The sequence below is a fragment of the Mycolicibacter hiberniae genome (assembly GCF_010729485.1).
Taxonomy (GTDB): domain Bacteria; phylum Actinomycetota; class Actinomycetes; order Mycobacteriales; family Mycobacteriaceae; genus Mycobacterium; species Mycobacterium hiberniae.
On the sequence record NZ_AP022609.1, the window covers coordinates 1499435 to 1524252 of the forward strand.

At 69.4% G+C, this 24818-nt stretch carries 20 protein-coding genes and 1 riboswitch; of the genes, 7 read left to right on the forward strand and 13 right to left on the reverse strand.

Translation table 11 applies throughout. The features are described from left to right. Positions 1–495: a bifunctional nuclease family protein gene (locus G6N14_RS06990; protein WP_085136832.1), complete on the forward strand. Its 495-nt coding sequence runs from the start codon at positions 1–3 to the stop codon at positions 493–495. Positions 496–727: 232 nt separating this feature from the next. Continuing rightward, on the forward strand, positions 728–1363 hold the full coding sequence (locus tag G6N14_RS06995) for a MerR family transcriptional regulator (RefSeq protein WP_085136831.1): 636 nt from the start codon (positions 728–730) through the stop codon (positions 1361–1363). 18 nt (positions 1364–1381) lie between these two features. Here G6N14_RS06995 and G6N14_RS07000 read toward each other — a convergent pair whose 3' ends face one another. Further along, the gene (locus G6N14_RS07000) at positions 1382–2002 is read right to left on the reverse strand and encodes a TetR/AcrR family transcriptional regulator (RefSeq protein WP_085136830.1); all 621 of its coding nucleotides are present in this window, start codon (positions 2000–2002) and stop codon (positions 1382–1384) included. Further along, the gene (locus G6N14_RS07005; RefSeq protein ID WP_234809002.1) at positions 1999–2907 is read right to left on the reverse strand and encodes an oxygenase MpaB family protein; all 909 of its coding nucleotides are present in this window, start codon (positions 2905–2907) and stop codon (positions 1999–2001) included. The genes G6N14_RS07000 and G6N14_RS07005 overlap by 4 nt, the downstream gene beginning before the upstream one ends. A 151-nt stretch (positions 2908–3058) precedes the next feature. Next, a riboswitch (glycine riboswitch) is annotated at positions 3059–3156 on the forward strand. A 148-nt stretch (positions 3157–3304) separates the two neighbouring features. On the opposite strand from G6N14_RS07005, the gene gcvP reads away from it, so the two are divergent. Together gcvP and G6N14_RS07015 are read left to right on the forward strand one after the other, a co-directional pair. Continuing rightward, positions 3305–6136, forward strand: coding sequence for an aminomethyl-transferring glycine dehydrogenase (gene gcvP, locus G6N14_RS07010; RefSeq protein WP_085136828.1), 2832 nt, complete (start codon positions 3305–3307; stop codon positions 6134–6136). A gap of 117 nt (positions 6137–6253) precedes the next feature. Then, a complete protein-coding gene (locus G6N14_RS07015; RefSeq protein WP_133054944.1) occupies positions 6254–7879 on the forward strand; it encodes a hypothetical protein in 1626 nt (541 codons plus the stop codon). Here G6N14_RS07015 and G6N14_RS07020 read toward each other — a convergent pair. From G6N14_RS07020 to G6N14_RS07045, 6 genes are all read right to left on the reverse strand, one after another. Continuing rightward, positions 7876–9966: a vWA domain-containing protein gene (locus G6N14_RS07020; protein WP_085136826.1), complete on the reverse strand. Its 2091-nt coding sequence runs from the start codon at positions 9964–9966 to the stop codon at positions 7876–7878. The genes G6N14_RS07015 and G6N14_RS07020 overlap by 4 nt on opposite strands. A gap of 62 nt (positions 9967–10028) precedes the next feature. Next, complete coding sequence (locus G6N14_RS07025; protein ID WP_085136825.1) at positions 10029–12224, reverse strand: malate synthase G; 2196 nt, start codon at positions 12222–12224, stop codon at positions 10029–10031. Positions 12225–12273: 49 nt separating this feature from the next. Next, positions 12274–13158 (reverse strand): 3-methyladenine DNA glycosylase, encoded by an 885-nt coding sequence (locus G6N14_RS07030; protein ID WP_085136824.1) that lies wholly within the window; start codon positions 13156–13158, stop codon positions 12274–12276. Next, a complete protein-coding gene (locus tag G6N14_RS07035) occupies positions 13151–14212 on the reverse strand; it encodes a hemolysin family protein (protein WP_085136857.1) in 1062 nt (353 codons plus the stop codon). Before G6N14_RS07035 ends, G6N14_RS07030 begins: the two co-directional genes overlap by 8 nt. Beyond that, positions 14205–15551 carry a hemolysin family protein gene (locus G6N14_RS07040; RefSeq protein WP_085136823.1) on the reverse strand — a complete coding sequence of 449 codons (1347 nt, stop codon included), beginning with the start codon at positions 15549–15551 and terminating at the stop codon, positions 14205–14207. Before G6N14_RS07040 ends, G6N14_RS07035 begins: the two co-directional genes overlap by 8 nt. Positions 15552–15630: 79 nt before the next feature. Beyond that, on the reverse strand, positions 15631–17067 hold the full coding sequence (locus tag G6N14_RS07045; protein ID WP_085136822.1) for a GuaB1 family IMP dehydrogenase-related protein: 1437 nt from the start codon (positions 17065–17067) through the stop codon (positions 15631–15633). Positions 17068–17281: 214 nt separating this feature from the next. Between G6N14_RS07045 and G6N14_RS07050 the strand changes: the two genes are divergently transcribed. Then, positions 17282–18175: an alpha/beta fold hydrolase gene (locus G6N14_RS07050; RefSeq protein WP_085136821.1), complete on the forward strand. Its 894-nt coding sequence runs from the start codon at positions 17282–17284 to the stop codon at positions 18173–18175. On the opposite strand, the gene gndA is transcribed toward G6N14_RS07050, so the two are convergent. The 3 genes from gndA to G6N14_RS07065 are packed head-to-tail and all read right to left on the reverse strand — an operon-like array spanning position 18172 to position 21046. Further along, positions 18172–19620, reverse strand: coding sequence for an NADP-dependent phosphogluconate dehydrogenase (gene gndA / locus G6N14_RS07055; RefSeq protein WP_085136820.1), 1449 nt, complete (start codon positions 19618–19620; stop codon positions 18172–18174). The two genes, G6N14_RS07050 and gndA, sit on opposite strands and share 4 nt — an antisense overlap. Positions 19621–19676: 56 nt before the next feature. Then, positions 19677–20615 (reverse strand): M56 family metallopeptidase, encoded by a 939-nt coding sequence (locus tag G6N14_RS07060; RefSeq protein WP_085136819.1) that lies wholly within the window; start codon positions 20613–20615, stop codon positions 19677–19679. 14 nt (positions 20616–20629) lie between these two features. Next, complete coding sequence (locus G6N14_RS07065) at positions 20630–21046, reverse strand: BlaI/MecI/CopY family transcriptional regulator (RefSeq protein WP_085136818.1); 417 nt, start codon at positions 21044–21046, stop codon at positions 20630–20632. 137 nt (positions 21047–21183) lie between these two features. Between G6N14_RS07065 and G6N14_RS07070 the strand changes: the two genes are divergently transcribed. Next, positions 21184–21597, forward strand: a complete 414-nt coding sequence (locus G6N14_RS07070) for a PaaI family thioesterase (RefSeq protein ID WP_046322394.1) — start codon at positions 21184–21186, stop codon at positions 21595–21597. 118 nt (positions 21598–21715) lie between these two features. Here G6N14_RS07070 and G6N14_RS07075 read toward each other — a convergent pair whose 3' ends face one another. After that, entirely contained in the window at positions 21716–23101 is a 1386-nt protein-coding gene (locus tag G6N14_RS07075; RefSeq protein WP_085136817.1) for a type II NADH:quinone oxidoreductase Ndh, read from the reverse strand. 108 nt (positions 23102–23209) lie between these two features. Continuing rightward, positions 23210–23881: an SDR family oxidoreductase gene (locus G6N14_RS07080; RefSeq protein ID WP_085136816.1), complete on the reverse strand. Its 672-nt coding sequence runs from the start codon at positions 23879–23881 to the stop codon at positions 23210–23212. Between the two features lie 178 nt (positions 23882–24059). Between G6N14_RS07080 and modA the strand changes: the two genes are divergently transcribed. Continuing rightward, positions 24060–24815 (forward strand): molybdate ABC transporter substrate-binding protein, encoded by a 756-nt coding sequence (modA, locus tag G6N14_RS07085; RefSeq protein WP_085136815.1) that lies wholly within the window; start codon positions 24060–24062, stop codon positions 24813–24815. Positions 24816–24818: the final 3 nt, after the last annotated feature.

Below are 24818 nucleotides of genomic sequence, written 5' to 3' on the forward strand. Positions count from 1 at the left end.
ATGGGTGAAGTACGCGTGGTCGGCATCCGCGTCGAGCAGCCGCAGAACCAGCCGGTGCTGCTGCTGCGTGAGGCTGACGGTGACCGATATCTCCCGATTTGGATCGGGCAGGCCGAAGCTGCCGCCATCGCCCTGGAGCAGCAGGGTGTGGAGCCGGCCCGGCCCCTGACCCACGACCTGATCCGTGACCTGATCGGCGCGCTCGGACATTCCCTCAAGGAGGTCCGAATCGTCGACCTGCAGGAGGGCACCTTCTACGCCGACCTGATCTTCGACCGCGACATCACCGTTTCGGCGCGCCCGTCGGATTCGGTGGCGATCGCGCTGCGGGTGGGCGTGCCGATCTATGTCGAGGAAGCGGTGCTGGCCGAGGCCGGCCTGCTGATTCCCGACGAGGGCGACGAAGAGAGCTCTGGCGCGGTACGCGAAGACGAGGTGGAGAAGTTCAAGGAATTCCTCGATAGCGTGTCGCCCGACGATTTCAAAGCAACCTGACCCGGCGCGGCGGCCTCAGCCTCGTCACAGATACGTCTCATCTCTCCGCGTCAACACGACACGCCCATCTGGAAGCGACGCGCGGAAATCGCAAGCGCCATACTTGAGCCACGGCGGGAACAACTGCACGGCAGCTCGTCGAACGGCGTATGCTCACGACCAACTCGGGCAAGAGCAAACGCGGCCACCGGCCAGCCAGTGGCAACGAGCGCGATCGGCGAGAGGAAGCATCGTGGGCGACCAACCGGGGCAGGATCAGCTGGACTTCACAGGTCAGTCCGACACGGGTGACCGCGACGTCCCCGCGGCTCCGGCCGCCGTCGAACAACCCGTTCAGGGCGGTCTGTTCCCCGACGACTCCGTTCCCGACGAGCTCGTCGGCTACCGCGGTCCCAGTGCCTGCCAGATCGCCGGCATCACCTACCGCCAGCTCGACTACTGGGCCCGCACCTCGCTGGTGGTGCCCTCCATCCGCGGCGCGGCCGGCTCGGGCAGCCAGCGGCTGTACTCGTTCAAAGACATCCTGGTGCTCAAGATCGTGAAGCGACTGCTCGACACCGGAATCTCGTTGCATAACATCCGGATCGCCGTCGACCACCTGCGGGAGCGCGGGGTGCAGGATCTCGCCAACATCACGCTGTTCTCCGACGGCACCACGGTCTACGAGTGCACTTCGGCCGAGGAAGTCGTGGACCTGCTGCAGGGCGGCCAGGGCGTGTTCGGCATCGCGGTATCCGGGGCGATGCGGGAGCTGACCGGGGTGATCTCGGAGTTCCCCGGCGAGCGCGCCGACGGCGGCGAGTCGATCGCCTCGCCGGAAGACGAGCTGGCCAGCCGTCGCAAGTTCCGCGACCGCAAAACCGGCTAGCGCCCCGCGGGCCAGGTTTTATCCGACGGCGCGTTCGGCCATCGGCGTGAGCACTTCGTGGGCGAAGCGGCGCAGGGCCGCGTCATCGCGAAAGTCCGGGTCGGTGGACGGCATCGAGACATAGGTGAGGAACAGCCGGGCGAATACGTCGGCCACCCAGCGCACCGACTGGCTGGGCCTGCCGGGGGAGTCGCCGTGCAGGTAATTGGCGATGAACGCCGACCCCATCGCCAGCAGGTCCGCGGAGTCGCCGGCCGGCGGCGACCCGAACTGCCCGGCCCGGCTCAGCATCGGGTGCTCGCGGGCGAAGGCCACGGCGGCCACAAAGGCCTCCGCGACACCATGCGGTTCGGGCGTGCTGTCGATGGCATGGGCCACCGTCGCGAGAAAGCGCTGCGTCTCCCGGTGGATCAGCGCCTGGATCAGATCCTCGCGCCGCGGATAGCGGCGGTAAGCCGTCATGCGCGACACGCCCGCGCGCCGGACCACATCCTCGATGGTGATGCGCCGCAGTCCCACCGTCGCGGCCTCCTGAACCGCCGCGTCGAGGATGCGCTCGGCGGTCGGGTCGGTGGCGCGCTCGCCGGGCGATCCGGCTACCGCCTGGCCGATCACGGTGACGAACTGCGACTCGATCATGGCGTGGCCGCGGTCGCGGCGCCGACACCATGGGCGCGCTCGACGGCCAACCGCGCGTAGGGCGGCGTCCCGAACGCCCACCGGATGCGGCGGGCGTCGAACTGCAGTGCCGGGCCGATGAGCCGCCGCGACAGCGCCGACGGGCGGTCGAAACCGATGAGTTCGCGCGCCCAGCTCGGCGCATAGCTCATGCCCGAATACATGGTGAATCGGTGCAGGCCGCGGTCGAGCGGGCCGGGCAGTTCGGGGAAGAAGGGGGAGGTGAGCAGGAATTCGATGAACTCACGGGTCTGGGAGTTGACGCTCAGCTGCGGGCGCATCCGGCGGACGTAGTCCTCGAGTTCCGGCATGGTCGAGGGCACCCACTCGGCGCCGGCCATCAGACCGATAGTGGCCTGCTCGGTCAGATAGCGATCACGCTCCTGCGGGCTCAGCTGCCGATTCGTGCGCTCGAAGGCCCGCATGATCATCCAGGGAATGCAGGTGTGCACCCAGGCCAGCAGTTCGGGGTCCAGTGCCCGGTAGGCCACCCCGTCGGGCCGGTTGCCGGTCACGTGGGCGTGAATGGACTTGACCTGCGCGATCAGTTGCGTTGCGGCGTCGGTATTGCCGAAGGTCGTGGTCAACACGTAGCCAAGGGTGGTGCGGGCGCGGCGGAACGGATCCTGGCGGTAGCTGGAGAGGTCCTGCACGCCGGCGATCACCGACGGATGAAGAATCTCCAGCACGATCGCGGGCATCCCGGCCTGCGCCACCGCGGCCAGGTCGGCGTTCACCTCCCAGGACACGCTGCCCGGACCGATCAGACCCGGGTCGCCCGGGCGGCCGCCATAGACCCGGGGATCGTCGTGGCGACCGACGATTCCGGTGAAATCGTCGACGATGCGCTGTCGCAATGTGCCCATGACGGCCCCCTTTGGTAGTGATGTGACAAACCTGGTCTTAGTCATACCACCCCGGGCGGTACGGGCACAGTCCTTTCCGGGGGCAAGGCCGCGGCCGTCGGCTCGCCGCATCTCGGGCTGCGATGCCCGGCGGGTAATATGAGGCCCGCATCAGCCTCGCGCGGGAGAGTTCCGCGGCAGCCAGCCGCGGACGCCGAAGGAGCAATACCTCTCCGACAACCTCTCAGGCACCCGGACCGCGCCGGCATTGATGCCTCTGGAAAGCGGTGGCGCCCGTTCGGGCTACACCCGCCCATGGGGAAAGGCGCCTGCACCGGCGCCGAATCTCTCAGGCGCCCGGGCCGGGCAGACGACAGAGGGGGAGGACACGAAATCGTCTAGCGCCCAGGAGTCCCACGTGTCCGAGCACACCGCATCCACCTTCGTCGACCGGCACATCGGCCCGGACAGCGCGGCGATCAGCACGATGCTCGCCACCATCGGCGTCGCCTCGTTGGAGGAGCTCGCCGGCAAGGCCGTCCCGGCCGGCATCCGCGACGCGCTGAGCGCCGACGGCATCGCCCCGGGACTAGACGTGCTGCCGGCCCCTGCGGGCGAGGCGCAGACCCTGGCCGAACTGCGGGGACTGGCCGACGCCAGCACCGTCGCGGTGTCGATGATCGGCCAGGGCTACTACGACACGCTCACCCCGCCGGTGCTGCTGCGCAACATCATGCAGAACCCGGCCTGGTACACCGCGTACACGCCCTACCAGCCGGAGATCAGCCAGGGCCGGCTGGAAGCCCTGCTGAACTTCCAGACCATGATCGCCGACCTCACCGGGTGCGAGATCGCCAACGCCTCGATGCTCGACGAGGGCACCGCAGCCGCCGAGGCCATGACCTTGATGCACCGCGCGACCCGCGGCACCTCGCACCGCCTGCTGGTCGATTCCGACCTGTTCACCCAGACCGCCGCGGTGCTGGCCACCCGCGCCGAGCCGCTGCGCATCGAGATCGTCACCGCGGATCTGCGGGACGGACTTCCCGACGGCGACTTCTTCGGGGTGATCGTGCAGTTGCCGGGGGCCTCCGGCCGGATCACCGACTGGTCGGGGCTGATTGCCGCCGCCCACGAGCGGGGCGCGCTGGTGGCGGTCGGCGCCGACCTGCTGGCGCTGACGCTGCTCACCCCGCCCGGCGAGATCGGCGCGGACGTGGCATTCGGCAGTGCGCAGCGTTTCGGCGTGCCGATGGGTTTCGGCGGCCCGCACGCCGGATACCTGGCCGTGCACCCCGGCCACGCCCGTCAGCTGCCCGGCCGGCTGGTCGGGGTGTCCCGGGATCGCGACGGCGCCGAGGCCTACCGGCTGGCGCTGCAGACCCGCGAACAACACATCCGCCGGGACAAGGCCACCTCCAACATCTGCACCGCGCAGGTGCTGCTGGCGGTGATGGCAGCGATGTACGCCAGCTACCACGGCCCCGAAGGCCTGACCGGCATCGCGCAACGCGTGCACGCACAGGCGGAGAAGATCGGCGCCGCGCTCGGTGACGCGCTGGTCCACGACCGCTACTTCGACACCGTGCTGGCCCGCGTACCGGGCCGCGCCGACGAGATCATCGCCGCCGCCAAGGCCCGCGGGATCAACCTGTGGCGGGTGGACGCCGACCACGTCTCGGTGGCCTGCGACGAGACCACCACCGACGCGCACGTCGCGGCGGTACTCGAGGTGTTCGGGCTGGCGCCGGTCGAGTCCACCGGCGTGCCGATCGCCACCCGCACCGCGCCCTTCCTGACCCACCCGGCATTTTCGCGCTACCGGACCGAAACCGAGATGATGCGCTACCTGCGTTCGCTGTCGGACAAGGACATCGCCTTGGACCGCAGCATGATCCCGCTCGGGTCGTGCACCATGAAGCTCAACGCCGCCGCCGAGATGGAGTCGATCACCTGGCCAGAGTTCGCCCGCCAGCACCCGTTCGCGCCGGCCGGCGACGCCGTGGGCCTGCGCACGCTTATCGGGCAGTTGGAGACCTGGCTGGCGGCGATCACCGGATACGACGCGGTGTCGCTGCAACCCAACGCCGGCTCGCAGGGTGAGTACGCGGGCCTGCTGGCGATCCACGCCTACCACGCCAGCCGCGGCGAGTCCCACCGCGACGTCTGCCTGATTCCGTCCAGCGCACATGGCACCAACGCCGCCTCGGCGGCACTGGCCGGGATGCGCGTGGTGGTGGTGGCCTGCCGCGAGAACGGCGACGTCGACCTCGACGATCTGCGCAGCAAGGTCGCCGAACACGCCGCGGCGCTGTCGGCGTTGATGATCACCTACCCGTCCACGCACGGGGTCTACGAGCACGACATCGCCGAGATCTGTGCCGCCGTCCACGACGCCGGCGGCCAGGTCTACGTCGACGGCGCCAACCTCAACGCGCTGGTCGGGCTGGCCCGGCCCGGCAGATTCGGCGGCGATGTCAGCCACCTCAACCTGCACAAGACCTTCTGCATCCCGCATGGCGGCGGCGGACCCGGGGTCGGGCCGGTGGCGGTGCGCGCACATCTGGCGCGGTTCCTGCCCGGGCACCCGCTGGCCCCGGAGTTGCCGGCCGGTCCGCCGGTCTCGGCGGCCCCGTACGGGTCGGCATCGATCCTGCCGATCACCTGGGCCTACATCCGGATGATGGGGGCCGACGGCCTGCGCGCGGCGTCACTGACCGCAATCGCGTCGGCGAACTACATCGCCCGCCGGCTCGACGAGTACTACCCGGTGCTCTACACCGGGGAGAACGGCATGGTCGCCCACGAATGCATCCTGGACCTGCGGGAGATCACCAAGCGCACCGGAGTGACCGTCGATGACGTCGCCAAGAGGCTGGCCGACTACGGCTTCCACGCCCCGACCATGAGTTTCCCGGTGGCCGGGACGCTGATGGTGGAGCCCACCGAAAGTGAGAGCCTGGCCGAAGTCGATGCGTTCTGCGCGGCCATGATCGCCATCCGCGGCGAAATCGACCGGGTGGCATCGGGCGAATGGACCGCCGACGACAACCCGCTGCGCGGCGCCCCGCACACCGCCGAGTGCCTTCTGGTGCAGGACTGGGAGCACCCCTACCCGCGGGAGCAGGCCGCCTACCCGTTGGGCCGTGGCTTCCGCCCGAAGGTGTGGCCCCCGGTGCGCCGGATCGACGGTGCGTACGGCGACCGCAATCTGGTCTGCTCGTGCCCCCCGGTGGAGGCCTTCGCGTGAGCGGCGGCGCTCGCACGCCCTTCGGCAAATAGCCAGCATTGTCTCAGCGCAACCAAACGAAGCGTCTAGGATCGCCCTGACCCGAATTCTGGCTGAGGTGTGCGTCGAGGAGGACCCATGACGGAGCCCATGACCCGCTCCTGTGTCGCGGGAATCGCCCTCCTGAGCGCCGGGATCGTCACGGCCGCACCGGTTCCGGCACCGGCGCCCGCCGTGGCGCCCAGCGTGGCGCTGGCCGCCTCCTACGGCGACCTGTTCGCCAACACCGTGGACAACATCGAGCGCATCGGTGCCCAAACCGACTGGTCGGCCCTCGCCCAGGTGTTCACCACCCTGTTCACCAACCCGCTGGGCCTGATCGATGCGGCCAGCAGCTTCACCCTGGCGGTCGACACCGACACCGCGTCGCTTCCCGCGACGCTCGCGGTGCAGCTCTCGCCGGGGCTGGAACTGCTGATCGCCGGCCTGACTTCGCACGTGGCGACCCTGGATGCGCTGTTCGGCGTGATCGAGGATCTGGGCGACCCCAAGACCGCATGGACCGCGTTGGTCAACGCCCCGGCCACCCTTCTCGACGCCTACCTCAACGGCCAGCGCGATGTGAGCCTGCTGGGCGGCGCGATGAGCGTTCCGATGTACAACGGGGTACTTGCCCCCGAACAGAACCTGGAACTCAACCTCGACCTGTCCCGGGTGCTGGACATGCTGGGACTGCAGATGCCCGATCTGGGCAGCATGGACCTCGACACCGTGATCGAGCACGTGCGGCTGGGCACCCTGACCGTGGGCACGCTGCTCAGCGGCCTCGGGCTCAGCGACGAAGGCATGGGCGACCTGCTGGCGTGGGCCACCGGCGTCGGCACGCTCGGCGACCTGCTGGAGTCACTGGGCCTGGGCGATCTGGGATTGAGCCAGTACAGCCTGGCCGCTCTGTTGAGCGAATGGGGTGGCACCGACTTCTACCGCGACCTCGATCTCGACCTTGCGCTCGGCGACTTCCGGTTCGCCGACGTGGTGAGCGCCTTCGGGGTCGACGCCGCGATTCCCCTCGCCGTGGGCCACCTGCTCGTCGGCCTCGGCGAGGGCGACCTGTCCAGTGCCTACCTCGGCAGCCTGCTCTCGGACATTGGGCTGCTCGGCCAGCTGAGCGGTTGGCTCCAGGAGGGCGCGGCCGACCTGTTCGACCCCATTCCGCTCATCGGGCCGCTGTTGACCGGCCTCGCCGACGAGTTCCTGGGATCCGGTGGTCTGGAAGCCCTGCTCAACACTCTGCAAGTCGGTGACCTACTGGGCGATCTGGCGATCGATGACTCCATCGGTTCGGTCCTGGGCAGTGTGGGCGAGGCGCTGCTGTCGCTGGGCGAACTGACCATCGGTGGCGTCCTGACCGACCTCGGCTTCGCCGACTCGGTCGCCGACCTGACACTGCGGGACCTGGTGAGCGACCTCGTCGGCCCATTGGGCGCGGTGCTGACCGACGGCCCGCTCGGCCTGGACCTGACCTGGTTGCTCAACGGCCTCGACCTCGGCGATGTACTCGCCTACGTGGGAGTCGACACCTTCTCGCTCAACCTCGGCGATCTGGTCGGCGACTGGGTGAACCCCTACCTGGCCGACCTGCTCGAGGGATTCGTCGCCGGGCAGCTGACCCTGGCCGGCGCCAGCGTCGGCTCCTTCGGCGGCACGTTCACCGAACTGCTGGTCAGCATGCCCCAGCAGATCCTCGACATGCTCGACGGTTAACCCAGCAGCGAGTTCAGCGCTGCGCCGAGCTCGGGGGAGTTCCCGGCGCGCACGTTCTGGTAGGTGCCGCCCGACAGCTGTGCCACCGCCTGCCACGTCGCCTGATCGGCGTCGGCACCGAAGTCGATGACGTTGACGGCGACGGGGCGTTGCGGGTCGGTTGCGGACCGAATGAACTCCTCGAGCCCAGGTCCGTCCAGGCTCCGGTCGGTGTGCGGACCCGCGGTGATGACGAGCACCGAGTTGGACTGTCCCGGGCGGTAATTGGCCAGGGCCTGGTTGTACACCATGCGCAGCGTCGTGAAGGACACCGCACCGCCGGGCGTCGAACTGAGCTCGTTGAGCTCGCTGATCAAGGTGTCCGCCCGGGTGGCGTCGTTGAGCGGCTCGTCCAGCGGGCCGGCGGTGACCAGACTGTGCCCCTCGGTGCCGTCGAAGGTCCACAGGCCAACGGTCGAATTCGGGGCCAGCTCCTTGATGCGCCGATCCAGTGCGGCGATCACGTGCGCCAAACGGCTCTTGCCGCCCTCGTCGGTGGTCATCGACTGGTCGAGCATGAGCGTGACCGCGGCGCTGCCCGGCAGGGTGGTCAGGGCGTTGGCCAACGCGGCGCGCGTCGCGTCGTCACCGACCGAAAGAGTGTCCGGCACCGCGGGGAACCCGGTGACGTCACTGCTCGGGGGTGCGACGCCCTCGACCCGGAAGCCGGCCTTGGCCAGCTCGGCGAGCTGGTCGGGTTTACGGGCGAAGCGGGCGAATTCGCTGGCGGCACTGACCTGTTCCTGAGACAACCCTGAGCCGGCCAGCAACACGGTGGGGTAGTCGGCGACCGGCACCGGCCCCGGCGGCCGCCACGAACCCAGCGCGGTGGCCGGGTCGGACAGCGACTTGCCCCGGGTGAACAGCTGCTGTTCGGTGGTCACCACCGCATGCACCGGAGAGGCCGCCGGATTTCCCGGGCGCAGAAGGACGTTCATTGCCTCGGCAAGTGATGCGTCGACAAGTTTCGGCTGTCCGCCGGCAAGCCGGTGCACCGCCCCGACACCATCGGTGGCAGGAGCGCCCTTGGGGACGGCGCCGGCTGCCACTGCCTCGCCGGCCAGGAATGCGGCGTCGCCGTTGCCGCCGAGGGGCAGCGCCAACCGCAGCGAGCCCCACCCGGCCAGGCCGAGTGGGCCCAGCCCGTCCGGGTCGGTCTGCAGGTCCGGCAGGCTTGCCCAACTCTGCTTCTGCAGAGCGCTTTTGAGCTGCGGAGTAACCGCCAGCAGCACCGGCGAGGTGACCAGCGACCGGCTGTCGCTGACCGTCTCGGCGCCGGCGGCGGTCTTCAACCGGGCCGCGGAGATGGAGCTGCCGGGGATCCACAGCGCCGGACGCTGGCCGAGCTGGGCCGGCCAGTCGCCGAGGAAGCCGCTGACCACGGCATCGGAATCGGCCGGCTTGACCTGCACCGACACACAGCGGTCGCCGATCGGCTTGGCGGTCTTGTTGAACAGGTCGGCGAACCCCTGTACGTGGTCGGCGATCGACGGATCCGCCACGACGGCAACGGCCAGGTCGCCGGCGGCGCAGTTGCGGGCGGCGATCGCGGAGCGATGCGACAGCGAATTGCCGAAGAAGCGCCACAGGATCACCGCGCCCACCACGACGACCACGGTGACCAGCGCGGCGATCACGCCGACGCTGACACCGCGCGTTCCGGAGTCGTTACGATGCCGGCGCCACCGGTCGAGATTGCGGTGCCCACCGCCCGGGTCTTCGTCGGCCTCGGCAACGGGCTGGCCGGCGATGGCACCGAAAGGCCCGGTCCGATACCGCGACTGCTCCTCGGCGGCGCCGCGGCGCATGTACTGGGCCGGGTCGGCATCGCCGGGTTGCGGCCCGGCGTCATAGCCGGTCTCGCCGGAGAAGGGCTCGTCGAAGTACGCCTCGTGATAGTCGTCGACGTAGTCGTCGTCGTCCGGATCGGCGTAACTGTCGAACGAATGGTCCGAGAACCCGGCGTCGTCGCCGTAGTCGTCCGAACCGGCGGGTCCGAAGGGCTCGTCGTCGGAATCGTCCGGGCCGGGCAAACTGTGCCTACCCACAGTGGCTGCGTCCTCTCCGCCTGGCCGGTTGTCCGGCCACGGTCATTCGGATCGGTGTCGGGTCAGACACCGGCCTGGGCTTTGAACTCCCGCCGGCGCCGGTGCAGGATCGGCTCGGTGTAGCCGTTGGGCTGAGTGGTCCCGGACAGGATCAGCTCGCGGGCGGCCGCGAAGGCGATGCTGGATTCGAAGTCCGGTGCCATCGGCCGGTAGCTGGCGTCACCGGCGTTCTGGCGGTCCACCGCGGGGGCCATCCGCTCCAGGCTCGACTGCACGTCTTCGGCGGTGATCACCCCGTGCCGCAACCAGTTCGCCAGCAACTGCGACGAAATCCTCAGGGTGGCACGGTCTTCCATCAGCGCCACATCGTGGATGTCGGGGACCTTCGAGCAGCCCACGCCCTGGTCGATCCAGCGCACCACGTAGCCCAGGATCGACTGGCAGTTGTTGTCCACCTCTTCGCGGATCTCGTCGGGCGCCCAGGCCAGGCCTTCGGAGAGCGGGATGGTCAGCAGCTGATCCAGCGTTGCCCGCCGCTTTCCGGCCAGTTCCCGCTGCACCTCGAAGACGTCCACCTGGTGGTAGTGCATCGCGTGCAGGGTGGCGGCGGTGGGCGAGGGCACCCATGCGGTGCTCGCCCCCGAGCGGGGGTGGGCGATCTTCTGCGCCACCATGTCGGCCATCAGGTCGGTCATGGCCCACATGCCCTTGCCGATCTGGGCGTGGCCGGGAAGTCCGGCGGCCAATCCCGCGTCGACGTTGTTGTCCTCGTAGGCCAGGATCCACGGCTGGGACTTCATGTTGGCCTTGCGCACCATGGGCCCGGCCTCCATCGAGGTGTGGATCTCGTCGCCGGTGCGGTCCAGGAAGCCGGTGTTGATGAACACCACCCGGTCGGCGGCGGCTTTGATGCACGCGCGCAGGTTGACCGTGGTGCGCCGCTCCTCGTCCATGATGCCGATCTTGAGGGTCTTCTGCGGCAGACCCAGGACATCTTCGACCCGACTGAACAGCTCGGCGGTGAAGGCCACCTCGTCCGGTCCGTGCATCTTCGGTTTGACGATGTAGATCGAGCCGGTGCGGCTGTTGGTCAGCGGTCCGTTCTCTTCGGACGCGGTCAGCCCGTGCACGGCGATGAGCCCGGTGAACAACGCGTCCTGGATACCCTCGAACACCTCGGTGTTTTCGCCGTCGGCGGTGTTGATGATGGCGTCGTTGGTCATCAGGTGACCGACGTTGCGGACGAACATCAGGCTGCGGCCCGGCAGGGTCACCGTGCCCCCGTCCGGGGCGGTGAACTCGCGGTCGGCGGCCAGGGTGCGCGTGAAGGTCTCGCCGCCCTTATCGACCTGCTCGGCCAGGTCGCCGCGGTTGAGGCCCAGCCAGTTGCGGTAACCGAGCACCTTGTCCTCGGCATCCACCGCGGCCACCGAATCCTCGAAGTCCATGATCGTGGTGACCGCCGACTCCAGCACCACGTCTTTGATGCCGGCGGGGTCGGTGGACCCGATCGGCGACTCCGGGTCGATCAGGATCTCGACCCGCAGGCCGTGGTGGGACAGCAGCACCGACGACGGCGTCTCGGCATCCCCGGTGTAGCCGATGAACTCGGTGGGCGCGCCGACGGTGGTGGCCACGTCGTCGGCCAGCGTGACCACCAGCTCGGCGTCTTTGACCGCGAAGCTCTTGACCTCGGTCCAGCTGCCGGTGGTCAGCGGCACGGCATGCTCGAGGAACTTCCGGGCATAGGCGATCACCTTCTCGCCGCGCACCGGGTTGTAGGACGTGCCCTTGTGCGCCCCGTCCTCCTCGCTGATCACGTCGGTTCCGTACAGCGCGTCGTACAGCGATCCCCAGCGTGCGTTGGCGGCGTTGAGCGCGAACCGGGCGTTGAGCACCGGCACCACCAGCTGCGGGCCGGCCTGCACCGCGATCTCATCGTCGACACCGGCTGTCGTGACCGTGAAGTCCTCGGGTTCGGGCAGCAGGTATCCGATCTCGGTGAGGAAGGCCCGGTACGCCTCGGTGTCGAGCGGTTCGATCACCCGATGCCGATGCCATTTGTCGATCTGGGCCTGCAGTTCATCGCGACGTGCCAGCAGCTCCTGGTTCTTGGGCGTCAGATCGGTGACGACCTTGTCCACGCCGGCCCAGAAGCTGTCGGGGTCGACACCGGTGCCCGGCAGGGCCTCATCGGTGATGAAGTCATACAGCACGCGTGCGACCCGTAAGCCGCCCACCGACACCCGTTCTGTCATGATTTCCTCCCTCTTAGCCGATCTACCACCTTACCGGCAGGTAGCGAGGCTATTCGCATCTGTCGATCAGCTGCTCGCAGCGGGCCAGCAGCGTCGCCCGCAACGGTGCGGCGCGCTGGGCGATCTCACCTTGGCGACGGACATATTCAGCGCGGCCCGCCGCGTTTTCGATGGTGATCGGCGCATAGCCGTAGTCGCTCAGGTCATACGGGCTGGCCCGCATGTCGATTTCGCGCGCCGCCGCTGCCAGCGCCAGGCAGTCCAGCAGCAGGTCGGATTCGATCAGCGGCCCCAACTTGTAGCACCACTTGTAGAGATCCATATTCGCGTGCAGGCAGCCCGGTTGTTCCCAGTCGATCTGTGTGGGCCGGGTCGGCGTCCCGGCATTGCGCGGTGCTGCCGCGGGGGTGAAGAAACGGAACGCGTCGAAGTGAGTGCAGCGCAACGGTGTTGCCTCGACAATCCGGTCCACCTCCACGGCGGGCAGCCGTAGCGGAACGTGCTCGTGCCGGACGGACTGGTGCACCGCGCGGCGATACACCATCGCCCACTCGTGCAGCCCGAAGCAGTTGAGCTGCGCGGGCCGCTGCGCGGAGGCGCGCAGCAGGCGTGCGACGAACCGCACGGTGTCGGCGCGCTCACGCAGGTACTCGGCGGCCACACCGACCCCGCCGCCGTGCGCCGCGTAACCGCGGCGCCCGCGGTAGGTCTGCAGTGCCGCCGGCCCGGCCAGCCGCACCCCGTAACCGGGGTTCCACCAGCGCAGCTGAGCCGGCCGCAGGCTGTAGTAGCTGAACAGGAAAGCGGGCACCGGGTCGCCGGTCGCGATCCGCTGCAGCAGCGGAGGCAGGAAGTGGTCCAGGCGCTGCCGGTAGGCCTGGGCGCGGGTCTGCCACTGCACCGCCTCCAGAGCCGGTTCGGCCAGGTCAAACACGGTGCGTCCCGTCGCGGACGGTGCCGACGACGTCCTGCACGAGGTCTTCCAGCGTCACCATGGCCACCGCGGCACCGGCGTCGTTGACCGCCAGCGCCAAGTGGCTGTTGCTGCGGCGCAGCCGGGACAGCGCATCGGCCAGTGGCAGGGAGGCGGGGACGCGCGGCAGCGGCCGAATGGCGGTGACGTCGACGACGGCGCCGCCGCCGGTCCCGGGCGAGGTCTCACTGAGCAACACGTCCTTGATGTGCAGGTAGCCGACGAATTCACCCTGGTCGACGATCGGGAACCGGGAGTAACCGGTCGCGGTGAAGGCCTGCTCGATCGCGGCCACCGTGGGGCCCTGGCCGGCGGCCGCCACCGGCACGGCACGGACGTCGCCGATCGGCAGCGCTACATCGGCCAGCACCCGGGTGCGGATCTGCAGGGCGCGCGTCAACCGGGTGTACTCCTCGAGGTCGAGCAGTCCGGCCGAGACCGATTCAGCGATCATCTCGCTCAACTCGACGGTGGACACCGTGATCTCCAGCTCATCCTTGGGCTCGATCCGCATGGCCCGCAGGGTGACGTTGGCGCACCAGTTGTAGAAGACGATGAAGGGCCGGGCGGCCGCCATGTAGACCAGGTACGGCGGGATCAGCAGCATCGCCGCCGTCTCGGGCCCTGCCAGGGCGATGTTCTTGGGCACCATCTCGCCGAACAGCAGATGCAGCATCACCACGATCGTCAACGCGACGATGAACGCCACCGTGTGCAGCAGCGCATCGGGGATTCCGGCCAGCCGGAATGCGGGCTCGAGCAGGTAGGCGACCGTCGGCTCACCGATCCGGCCGAGCAGGATCGAGCACACCGTGACGCCCAACTGCGCCCCGGCCAGCATTCGGGACAGCTGCTCACCGGCCCGGATCACCGTGACCGCGCTCTGCCTGCCCTGCTCGGCCAGCGCCTCGAGCCGGTCGCGTCGTGCCGATATCAGTGAGAACTCGGCGGCGACGAAGAAGGCGTTGGCCGCGATCAGCAGCACGGTCAGCGCGATGTTGAACAGATCAGCCATCGGCACGCCCCAGTCGGGTGAGCACCAGCAGGTCGATGCGGCGGCCCTCCATGCGGACCACCCGGGCCAGCCAGCGCGGCGGGTGGGCGGAGAGTTCGTCGGGCTCGAACGCGGTCAGCTCGACGGTCTCGCCGACCGCCGGGATGTGACCGAGTTCCTGCAACACCAGTCCGCCGATGGTCTCGTAGGAACCTTCCGGCGCACGGTAGCCGGTGGCGGCGGCCACCTCGTCGATCCGCAACAGTCCCGAGACCTGCCAGCCGCCGCCGGCGGCCACGACGTCCGGGGTGGCATCGTCGTGCTCGTCGCGGACATCGCCGACGATCTCTTCGATGAGGTCCTCGACGGTGACCATGCCGGCGGTGCCGCCGTATTCGTCGACGACCATGGCCACCTGTTGGCCGTTGGCCCCGATCTGTTCCATCACCGCGTCACCGTCGAGGGTCGACGGCACCACCGCGACCGGCTTGGTCACGGCCCGCAGTGGAGTCGAGGCCCGGTCGGCGACGGCCACCGCCAGCACCTGCTTGACGTGGACGATGCCGACCGTGGCGTCCAGGTCGCCGTCGACCACCGGAAACTTCGAGAAACCGGTGTCGATGGCGGCTGCGGCCAGATCGGCGACGCTGTCACCGGCCTGCAGGCTCACGATCTTGGACCGCGGTGTCATCAGCTCTTCGGCGGTCAGGGCTCCGAACCGCAGCGAACCCTCCACCAACGCGGCCGTGGCGGGGTCGAGCGCGCCGCTGCGCGCCGAATTGCGCACCAGCGAAGCCAACTCACGCGCGGAACGCGCCGACGCCAGCCGGTCGGCGGGTTCGATCCCCAACCGCCGCAGGATGCGGTTCGCGGTCCCGTTGGTCACTTTGATCGCGATCGCGAACACCCGGGAGAACAACAGCTGGGGACCGGCCGTCGCCCGGGCGGTCTGCAGCGGTCGCGCCACCGCCAGGTTCTTGGGCACCAGCTCGCCGAAGACCATGGACACCGACGTCGCGATCACCAGGGCCGCGACCAGCGCGACGCCCGACGCCGTCCGGTCGGACAGCCCCACCGCCGTCAGCGGGGGGCGCAGCCACCGGGCCAGCACCGGTTCGGCCAGGTAGCCCATGGCCAGCGTGGTGATCGAGATGCCCAACTGCGCACCGGACAACTGGAAGGACAACGTGCGGTGGGCGTCTTGGATGTAGGCGTCGCGGCGGCCACCACGCGCGGCGTTGGCGTCCACCACGCTGCGTTCCAGGGTGGTCAGGGAGAACTCGGCGGCCACGAACACCGCGGTGCCCAGGGTCAGGACCGCGAACGCCAGCAGGCTGGCCAGTGTGACGGCGAGGCTCACGGCGGCGTCCCCGCGCCGTCGCCGCCGCGCGCGCCGTGCGGTGCGCGGCAGCCTAGGTGTGTGCCCGGGCCCATCGGTCTCACCAGCCGAACGGTAGCGGATGGCCCTCGGCGAAGCCCGCTGCCGACTGCACGCCGAGCACCACCCGCTCGTGGAGCTCGGCGAGATTGGCGGCCCCGACGTAGGTGCAGGTGCTGCGCAGGCCGGAGGTGATGTGGTCCAGCAGATCCTCGACGCCGCCGCGCTCGGGGTCCACCGCCATGCGCGATGTCGAAATGCCCTCCTCGAACAGTGCTTTGCGGGCGCGGTCGAACGCACTGTCGGCAACGGTGCGCGCGGCGACCGCCCGCTTGGACGCCATTCCGTAGCTTTCCTTGTAGGGCATGCCGTCGCGATCGAACATCAGCTCGCCGGGGGATTCGTAGGTGCCGGCGAACCAGGAACCGATCATCACGTTCGACGCGCCCGCGGCCAGGGCCAGCGCGACGTCGCGGGGATGGCGAACGCCGCCGTCGGCCCACACATGGGCACCGAGTTCGCTTGCTGCGGCGGCGCATTCGACGACAGCCGAGAACTGGGGGCGGCCCACGCCGGTCATCATGCGGGTGGTGCACATGGCGCCGGGACCGACGCCGACCTTGACGATGTCGGCTCCGGCGGCGATCAGGTCGCGGGTGCCCTGCGCCGACACCACGTTGCCGGCCACCAGTGGCACCGCCGGCTTGAGGGCCGCGACGGCGCGGATGGCCTGCATCGCCTTCTCCTGATGGCCGTGGGCGGTGTCGATGACCAGCAGATCCACCCCGGCCGACAGCAGCGCGGCGGCTCGGGCGGCGACGTCGCCGGTGATGCCGACCGCCGCGGCGACGCGCAACCGACCGGCCGCGTCGGTGGCGGGGGTGTAGATCCCGGTCCTGATCGCCCCGGTGCGGGTCACCACGCCGGCCAGGGTGCCGTCGGCACGGGTCAGGACCGCCACGCCGACCGGCGCGTGCTCCAACAGGTCGAACACCGTGCGGGCATCGGTGCCGACCGGTGTCTCGACCAGATCGGACACCGCGACGTCGCGAACCCGGGTGAAGCGATCCACCCCCTCGCAGCACGCCTTGGTGACCAAGCCGGTCGGCCGGCCGTCGACCACCACCACCGCGACGCCATGGGCGCGTTTGGGGATCAACGCCATCGCGTTGGCCACCGAGTCGTCGGGGGACAGCACCACCGGGGTGTCGGCGACCAGGTCGCGGCTTTTCACGAAAGCCACGGTGTGGCCGGCGGCGTCGAGCGGCAGATCCTGCGGCAGCACCACGATCCCGCCCCGCCGGGCCACCGTCTCGGCCATCCGCCGCCCCGCCACCGCGGTCATGTTGGCCACCACCACCGGGATGGTGGTGCCCGAACCGTCACGGGTGGACAGGTCCACGTCGAGGCGTGAATCGACCGACGAGCGGTTGGGGACGATGAAGACGTCGTTGAAGGTCAGGTCGTGGGACGGGTCGTATCCACTGGCAAACCTCATCGGGTTGCCACCACCGGATTATCGGGTTCCGACGAGCCCATCTGTTCGCCTCCACACGTCGTGCGCCGGACTCCGGCACCCGCCGGGCCACAGCGTATCGGTCCGGTCAGCCACGCTACCGCCAGCGCGAGCACGCGCACCACCTGACGGTCGGCGAACGCGTCCGGCGCGTCGCTCGCCGATCTGCGGGTGCCGGTCCGGCAGGTATCGCAGAATGACCGCGATGAGGAATACGGCGTTGCCCGCCGGTGTGCGGGAGTGGCAGGACGGCGGCCGCTGGATGACCGGTGCCGCGGGGCGGGTGTTTGTCCGGTCAGGGGAGGGGGACGGGCCGACCGTGCTACTGCTGCATGGTTTTCCGTCCAGCTCGTATGACTACCGCGCGATGGTGCAGCGGCTGGCCGGCCGGTCCTGGCTGACCATGGACTTCCTCGGGTTCGGGCTGTCGGACAAGCCGCGACCGCACCGCTACAGCCTGTTCGAACAGGCCGACCTGGTGGAGCAGGTGGTGGCATCGAACACCACCGGTCCGGTGGTGCTGCTCGGTCACGACATGGGCACCTCGGTGACCACCGAACTGCTGGCCCGCGACATCGACGGGACGCTGAGCTTCGATCTGCGTCGCGCGGTGTTGGCCAACGGCAGTGTGATCCTGGAGCGGGCCAGCTTGCGGCCGAGCCAGAGGCTGCTGCGCAGCCCCATCGGGGCCATCGCGGCCCTGCTGCCCAATCAGCGCGGCTTCGTCCGCGGCTTCGGCCGGTTGTTCAGCCCGGACCATCCGCTGAGTGCGGAGGAAGGCGCCGCGCAGTGGGCGCTGTTGGCGCACAACGGCGGAAACCGGATCATGCACCTGCTCTCGGCCTATCTCAACGAACGGGTGCGCTACGCGCAGCGCTGGCATGGCGCGGTGCGGGACTGGCCCAAACCGCTGGGCTTCGTGTGGGGCCTGCGCGACCCGGTCGCGACCACCAACGTGCTGGACGGGCTGCGCGAGCTACGCCCCGCCGCCGAGGTCGTCGAGTTGCCCGGGCTGGGCCACTATCCGCAGATCGAGGACCCGCAGGCCTTCACCGAGGCGGTACTGCGGCTGCTGGTTCAGCCCGCCTAGACCGGCACTTCACTGCGGTCGCCGCTCCACAGGGTGTGGTACTTGCCCGGCGCATCCACCCGGCCGTAGCTGTGGGCGCCGAAGAAGTCGCGCTGGGCCTGGGTCAGGGCGGCCGGCAGCCGTTCGGTCCGCAGCCCGTCGTAGTACGACAGCGCCGAGGCGAAGCCCGGGACGGGGATGCCCAGCTGTGTCGCGGTCACCACCACCCGGCGCCAGCAGTCGATGGCGTCCTCCACCGCGCTGCGGAAATACGGCGCGGCGAGCAGGCTCACCAACTCGGGATCGGTGTCGAACGCCTCTTTGATCCGGTTGAGGAACTTGGCGCGGATGATGCAGCCGCCTCGCCAGATCGTGGCGAGGTCGCCGGGCGCGACGTTCCAGCCGTACTCGGCGCTGCCGGCCTGAATCTGGTTGAAGCCCTGCGCATAAGCGACGATCTTGGAGGCGTAGAGAGCCTGACGGACGTCTTCGGTGAACTGAGCCGCGTCCGACGGGCGCGCGCCCAGGGTGCCGGCGGCCAGGCCCACCGCGGCGCGGCGCTGGGCGACCGAGCCAGACAGCGCCCGGGCGAACACCGCCTCGGCGATGCCGGTGACGGGCACTCCCAGGTCCAAAGCGGACTTCACCGTCCAGCGCCCGGTGCCCTTCTGCTCGGCCTCGTCGACAATGACATCCACCAACGGCTTACCGGTCTTGGCGTCCACCTGCCGCAGCACCTCGGCGGTGATCTCCACCAGGTAGCTGTCCAAATCGCCGGCGTTCCAGTCGGTGAACACCTCGGCGATCTGCGGTGCGGAAAGCCCGAGACCGTCGCGCAGCAGCTGGTAGGCCTCGCCGATCAGCTGCATGTCGGAGTATTCGATGCCGTTGTGCACCATCTTCACGAAGTGTCCGGCGCCGTCGGGCCCGATGTGGGTGCAGCAGGGCACCCCGTCGACGTGGGCGGAGATCTCCTCCAGCAGCGGGCCCAGCGACTCGTAGGACTCCTTGGGGCCGCCCGGCATGATCGACGGTCCGTTCAGCGCGCCCTCCTCGCCGCCGGAGATACCGGCCCCGACGAAGTGCAGGCCGCGCGCGGCCATCGCCTTCTCCCGCCGGATGGTGTCGGTGTAGAGCGCGTTGCCGCCGTCGATGATGATGTCGCCGGGCTCCATGGCGTCGGCGAGCTCGTTGATAACCGCGTCGGTGGCGTCGCCGGCCTTGACCATGATCAGCACACGGCGGGGCTTCTCAAGGGCGGCAAGGAATTCCGGAATCGTCTCGCTGCGGACGAAGTTGCCCTCGGACCCGTGGGCCCCCAGCAGGGCGTCGGTTTTGGCGACCGAACGGTTGTGCAGTGCCACGGTGTAGCCGTGCCGGGCGAAGTTGCGCGCGATGTTGGATCCCATGACGGCCAGTCCGGTCACGCCGATCTGGGCGGTGCCGACAACGTCCGACGCGCTCATATGTTCGCCTTTCGGTGGTTGGTGAATGCGATGCCCGGTTTTCGGGGCGGCGCGGGTTACCCCACGATCAGTCGGTGCAGCTCGGTCAGCCACGGTACCGCCAGGGCCGCCGTGGGCACCGTCAGCACCCCTGCTGCGGCCGAATAGGCGGCAGCGGCCAGGGCCGGACTGTTGCCTCGCCCCGACAACCGTTGGACCCGCAACACCGTGTTGGTGCCCCCGGCCGCCAGTGCGCCGGCCGGGACGTTGGCCGACGCACAGGTCACCAGGGCCCGGGCCAGGGGAGGAGCGCCCGCCACCCGAACGGCGGCGTCGTCGGCCAGCAGTTCGATCAGCAACCGCACCGCGTCCAGCGCGCTGCCGCTGCGGACGAACCGGGGAAAGGCGGTGTGCACGGCGGTGAATGCCTCGAGCACCAGGTCGTGCCGGGCACGCAGGTGTGCCCGCTCGTGGCAGAGCAGGGCGGCTAACTCGGTGTCGGTGAGCACTTCGAGCGTGCCCGAACTGAGCACCACCCGGCTGCGCACTCCGGGCAGGCAATAGGCGAACGGCTGCACCACCTGCAGAATCCGCAGACCGCTGGTGCGCACCGCGGGCGGCCGGTCGGTGACGCCCACCAGGTCCACGAGCATGCGGTGGCGAGCGCGGCGCTGCCGGGTGCGGATGGCGACCCGCAGCACGGTCCAGGCCAGCCGCAGGCCCACCATCAGCGTCAGGGCGAAGACCGCGACGTAGAACGTCCACAGCGGCCACCCCAGGCGGTCCAGCGAGCCCAGGATCGTCGACGTGGGCCGGCTGTCCGGGCCCGGCATCAGCAGCCGGGTCGCGGTGGCCAGGCCCGCGCTGAAGGCCGACAGCACCGCGGCCAGGGCGACGGCCTGCCAGAGCACCAGTGCGGCCCGCGGGGCGCGTAGCGGCCAGTCAGCGCGCGCCAACAGGGCCGGAAACGGACCTATGAGCAACAGCGCGAGAAGGGAAAAGGCCAGCGCGGACACGCTGCCAGTCTCCCTCAGGAGGCGGGTCGGCCGCCACCGGGGAGGCGGCCGCGGTCCTTGGCCTCGAGTTCGTCGAGCGCCCGCCGCAGTGCCTGGGCTTCGTCCACGCCGACGCGCTCGACGAAATGCACCAGCGCGGCCCGGCGGTCGCCGGAGTCGGCAGCCTGATCGAGGGCTTCGACCATCAGGCCGGCGACCAGTTCGTCGCGGCCGCGGACCGGTGTGTAGCGGTGGGCGCGGTCGTCGCGGATCTGCGACACCAGATTCTTCTTGGCCAGCCGCTGCAGGACCGTCATCACGGTCGTATAGGCCAACTCGCGCTGTGCCGACAGCGCCTCATGGACCTCGCGCACCGTCTGGGACTCCGGCGACGACCACAGGTGGTCCATCACCGCTCGTTCCAAGTCCCCTAGATGGGTCTGCTTCGCCATGTCTGTTATCAACTCCCCGGGCAACGGAGCAAGCCTACCTTCAATTACTACCGCGTGTCGTATCCCAACCTGAGGGCCTGCTGGGAGCCGCCGGGAGGGGAACGGGCCGCCGGGGCGCCGTCGTGTACAACGATCACATGGCTCCCACCGGATTCCCGCCCACCTTCTCCGCGCCGTTCGACAGCGAGATCGGCCTGGTCTACACCGATGTCGGGCCGGACGGCGCGCGCGCCAGCCTGGAGCTGCAACCCAAACTGTGCCAGCCGGCGGGCATCGTGCACGGCGGTGTTTACTGCTCGATGATCGAAAGTGTGGCCAGTGTGTCCGCACACGCCTGGCTCAACCGCGATGGCGGTGAACCCATGGCTACGGTCGTCGGGGTCAACAACAACACCGACTTTCTCCGGGCGGTCTCCTCCGGGACGGTCTACGCCGCCTCGACTCCGATTCATCGCGGCCGGCGTCAGCAGCTGTGGCTGGTGACGATCACCGACGCCGACGACCGGGTGGTCGCGCGCGGTCAGGTCCGGTTGCAGAACCTGCCGAGCTAAGCCGGCTGAGCCGATGGCGCCGGCCCGGTTCGCCCGGCTCCGCCGCGCTTGCGACCACCGCTGAGCCGATGGCGCCGGCCCGCTTCGCCCGGCTCCGCCGCGCTTGCGACCACCGCGGCTAGCTGACCGCGCGTTCGGTGCCGCGTTGCGCCTCAGCCGCCAGCACTTCCAGCTGCTCGAGGCGCGTGCGGGCGAAGGCCTGCTGCTCGGTGATGGTGAGCTGGCCCCGGCGGGTGCTCAGGAATGTGACATTCCAGGACAGCAGGGTGCTGACCTTGTTCTTGAACCCGACCAGGTAGATCAGGTGCAGCCCCAGCCAGGCCAGCCACGCCAGGAAGCCGCTGAACTCCAGCGGGCCGATCTTGGTGACCGCGGAGAACCGGGACACGGTGGCCATGGAGCCCTTGTCCAGGTACTGGAAGGGTTCCCGGTCGGTGGGGTTGGCGCCGCCCAGTTCGGCCTTGATGGTGCTCGCGACGTGCTTGGCGCCCTGGATAGCGCCCTGAGCCATCCCGGGAACGCCCTCGACGGCGGCCATGTCGCCGACCACGAACACGTTCGGGTGACCGGGTACGGACAGGTCGGGCAGCACCTTGACCCGGCCGGCGCGGTCGAGTTCCACCGCGGACTGCTCGGCCAGGTCGCGGCCCAGCGGGCTGGCGGAGACACCGGCGGACCACACCTTGCACTGGGATTCGATCCGCCGGATGACGCCGTCGGAGTCCTTGATGGTCAGGCCGTTGCGGTCGACATCGGTCACCATGGCGCCGAGCTGGATCTCCACGCCCATCTTCTCCAGCCGCTCGGCGGCTTTGCGGCCCAGCTTCTCGCCCATCGGCGGCAGCACGGCCGGAGCGGCGTCCAGCAGGATCACCCGCGCCTTGGTGGAGTCGATGTTGCGGAACGCGCCCTTGAGCGTGTAGTTGGCCAGTTCGGCGATCTGCCCGGCCATCTCCACCCCGGTGGGGCCGGCGCCGATCACCGTGAAGGTCAGCAGCTTCTCTCGCCGGGCGGCGTCCCGGGACCGCTCCGCCTGCTCGAAGGCGCTCAGGATGCGGCCCCGCAACTCCAGGGCGTCGTCGATGGTCTTCATGCCGGGCGCGAACTCGGCAAAATGGTCGTTGCCGAAGTAGGACTGCCCGGCGCCGGCAGCGATGATCAGGCTGTCGAACGGGGTGTCGTAGGTGTGGCCGAGCACCTCGGAGGTGACGAACTTGCCCGCCAGGTCGATGTGGGTGACGTCGCCGAGCAACACCTGCGCGTTGCGCTGCTTGCGCAGCACGACGCGAGTGGACGGCGCGATTTCGCCCTCGGAGAGGATTCCGGTCGCAACCTGGTACAGCAGGGGCTGGAACAGGTGGTGGGTGGTGCGGGCGATCAACTTGACGTCGACGTCGGCGCGCTTGAGTTTCTTGGCCGCGGTCAACCCACCGAATCCTGAGCCGATGATGACGACCTGGTGGCGTCGGCTCTGCGGCGCAGTGACTTCAGGCTGGGCGCTCATGGGAATCCGGTTGCTCCTCGACGGTGACTGCGTTCCACTAATACGCTAGTCGACCTAAAAGGCGGTCACCTCATCTGCTGGTTGTGGGATTAACCACTCCGGTTGCGGTCAGCCGAAGCAGGCCAACGCTCCGCGGCCGACATGCAGGGTCTGGCCGGTGATGTGCCGAGCCGCTGGAGAGGTCAAAAACACCGCAAGACGGGCGATTTCGGCCGCGCCGCTCGGAGGCACGCGGGTCAGCCCGTCATAGCCGGGCCGGGCGCCGTCGCCGGCAGCGACCACGTTGACAGTGATTCCGCGGGTGCCGAAAGCGGTGGCCTGCCCGGCGGTCCAGTTCGACAGCGCGGCCTTGACGGCGGCCTCGGCACTGCCGTCCGGCGGGTTCTCCGGCAGCACCGAAATGATGGATCCACCCGAGCGCAGATGATCGCCGACGGTCCCGACGGTCAGCACCGCGGACAGCACGGTGGCGTCGAGCGCGCTACGCCACGCGGTGGCCTGATCGGCCAGCGAATAGCCGCGCGGATCGCCGCCCTGCCACTGGGGCGCCGGGACGTGGACGATGGTGTCGAGATGGTGTGGGAACAGCCCGCGGGCCTGCACCATGCTGGCCGGGTCGGTGGTGTCGCAGACGACGGCTTGGGCGTCGAGTTCCTTGGCGGCCACCTCGAGTTCGGTGCTCCGCAGGCCGGCAAGCGTCACATTGTGGCCGGCCTCGCTGAATCCTTCGGCGATGACGCGACCCAATTCGGTGTCACCACCGGTGACCAGCACATCCATCGGTAGGTCCTCCTCGTGTTCGCAGCTATGTTACTGGACAGTAGCGGGTTGGTGGTGCTGTGCCGAAACTCGGCACAGACACAATCCGGCCACAGTCCGGCAGCGTGCGGTGCAGCGGGCGCAACGACCCACGTCGCGGTGGCGCGTCATGCTTGCTGTCGCCGTTAGGCTGCGTGCTATGCGACGTTGCAGGTCGGTGTGCGGTGCGGTGGCCGCCATGCTGGTGGGGGGCCTGACCGCCTGCAGTTCCGGCCCCGCGGGGTCGTCGATCACGGTGTTCGCCGCGGCTTCGCTGGAGCCGGTCTTCATCGAGCTCGCCACGCGGTTCGGCGCCGATCACCCGGGCGTGACGGTTGCCTTCAACTTCGCCGGGTCATCCGACCTAGCCACCCAGCTGGTGCAGGGCGCTCGCGCCGACGTCTTCGCCTCGGCCAACACCACCCAGATGGACAACATCGCGCAGGCCGATCTGCTGGACGGCGCGGCGGTGCCCTTCGCCACGAACACGCTGGTGATCGTGACGGAGCCGGGCAACCCGCATGCCGTGGGCTCCTTGGCCGACCTGGCCGCTCCCGGGCTGTCCGTGGTGGTGTGCCAGGTGCCGGTGCCCTGCGGGGCGGCCACCCGCACCGTCGCCGAGGTCGCCGGGGTCGCGCTGCATCCGGTCAGCGAGGAACCCTCGGTCACCGACGTCCTCAACAAGGTCACCACCGGACAGGCCGACGCCGGTGTCGTGTACCGCACCGAGGCGCAGCACGCCGCGGACAAGGTGACCACCGTGGAGTTCCCCGAGGCCGCCAGGGCGGTCAATACCTATCCGATCGCCGTGCTGCGGGAGACATCCCATGTGGGGCAGGCCCGCGCTTTCGTGGATCTGGTCACCGGCGAGACAGGACGCACGATCTTGCGCGCAGCCGGTTTCGGTAGGCCCTGAGCG

What these genes read in the sequence shown, in the direction of transcription:
- G6N14_RS07075 (WP_085136817.1), bottom strand. Translation starts at nt 23,101, where the DNA reads ATGAGCGCCCAGCCTGAAGTCACTGCGCCGCAGAGCCGACGCCACCAG.
- G6N14_RS07000 (WP_085136830.1), bottom strand. Translation starts at nt 2,002, where the DNA reads ATGATCGAGTCGCAGTTCGTCACCGTGATCGGCCAGGCGGTAGCCGGA.
- G6N14_RS07080 (WP_085136816.1), bottom strand. Translation starts at nt 23,881, where the DNA reads ATGGATGTGCTGGTCACCGGTGGTGACACCGAATTGGGTCGCGTCATC.
- G6N14_RS06990 (WP_085136832.1), top strand. Translation starts at nt 1, where the DNA reads ATGGGTGAAGTACGCGTGGTCGGCATCCGCGTCGAGCAGCCGCAGAAC.
- G6N14_RS07045 (WP_085136822.1), bottom strand. Translation starts at nt 17,067, where the DNA reads ATGAGGTTTGCCAGTGGATACGACCCGTCCCACGACCTGACCTTCAAC.
- G6N14_RS07025 (WP_085136825.1), bottom strand. Translation starts at nt 12,224, where the DNA reads ATGACAGAACGGGTGTCGGTGGGCGGCTTACGGGTCGCACGCGTGCTG.
- G6N14_RS07050 (WP_085136821.1), top strand. Translation starts at nt 17,282, where the DNA reads ATGACCGCGATGAGGAATACGGCGTTGCCCGCCGGTGTGCGGGAGTGG.
- G6N14_RS07035 (WP_085136857.1), bottom strand. Translation starts at nt 14,212, where the DNA reads ATGGCTGATCTGTTCAACATCGCGCTGACCGTGCTGCTGATCGCGGCC.
- G6N14_RS07005 (WP_234809002.1), bottom strand. Translation starts at nt 2,907, where the DNA reads ATGGGCACATTGCGACAGCGCATCGTCGACGATTTCACCGGAATCGTC.
- G6N14_RS07070 (WP_046322394.1), top strand. Translation starts at nt 21,184, where the DNA reads ATGGCTCCCACCGGATTCCCGCCCACCTTCTCCGCGCCGTTCGACAGC.
- G6N14_RS07015 (WP_133054944.1), top strand. Translation starts at nt 6,254, where the DNA reads ATGACGGAGCCCATGACCCGCTCCTGTGTCGCGGGAATCGCCCTCCTG.
- modA (WP_085136815.1), top strand. Translation starts at nt 24,060, where the DNA reads ATGCGACGTTGCAGGTCGGTGTGCGGTGCGGTGGCCGCCATGCTGGTG.
- gndA (WP_085136820.1), bottom strand. Translation starts at nt 19,620, where the DNA reads ATGAGCGCGTCGGACGTTGTCGGCACCGCCCAGATCGGCGTGACCGGA.
- G6N14_RS07065 (WP_085136818.1), bottom strand. Translation starts at nt 21,046, where the DNA reads ATGGCGAAGCAGACCCATCTAGGGGACTTGGAACGAGCGGTGATGGAC.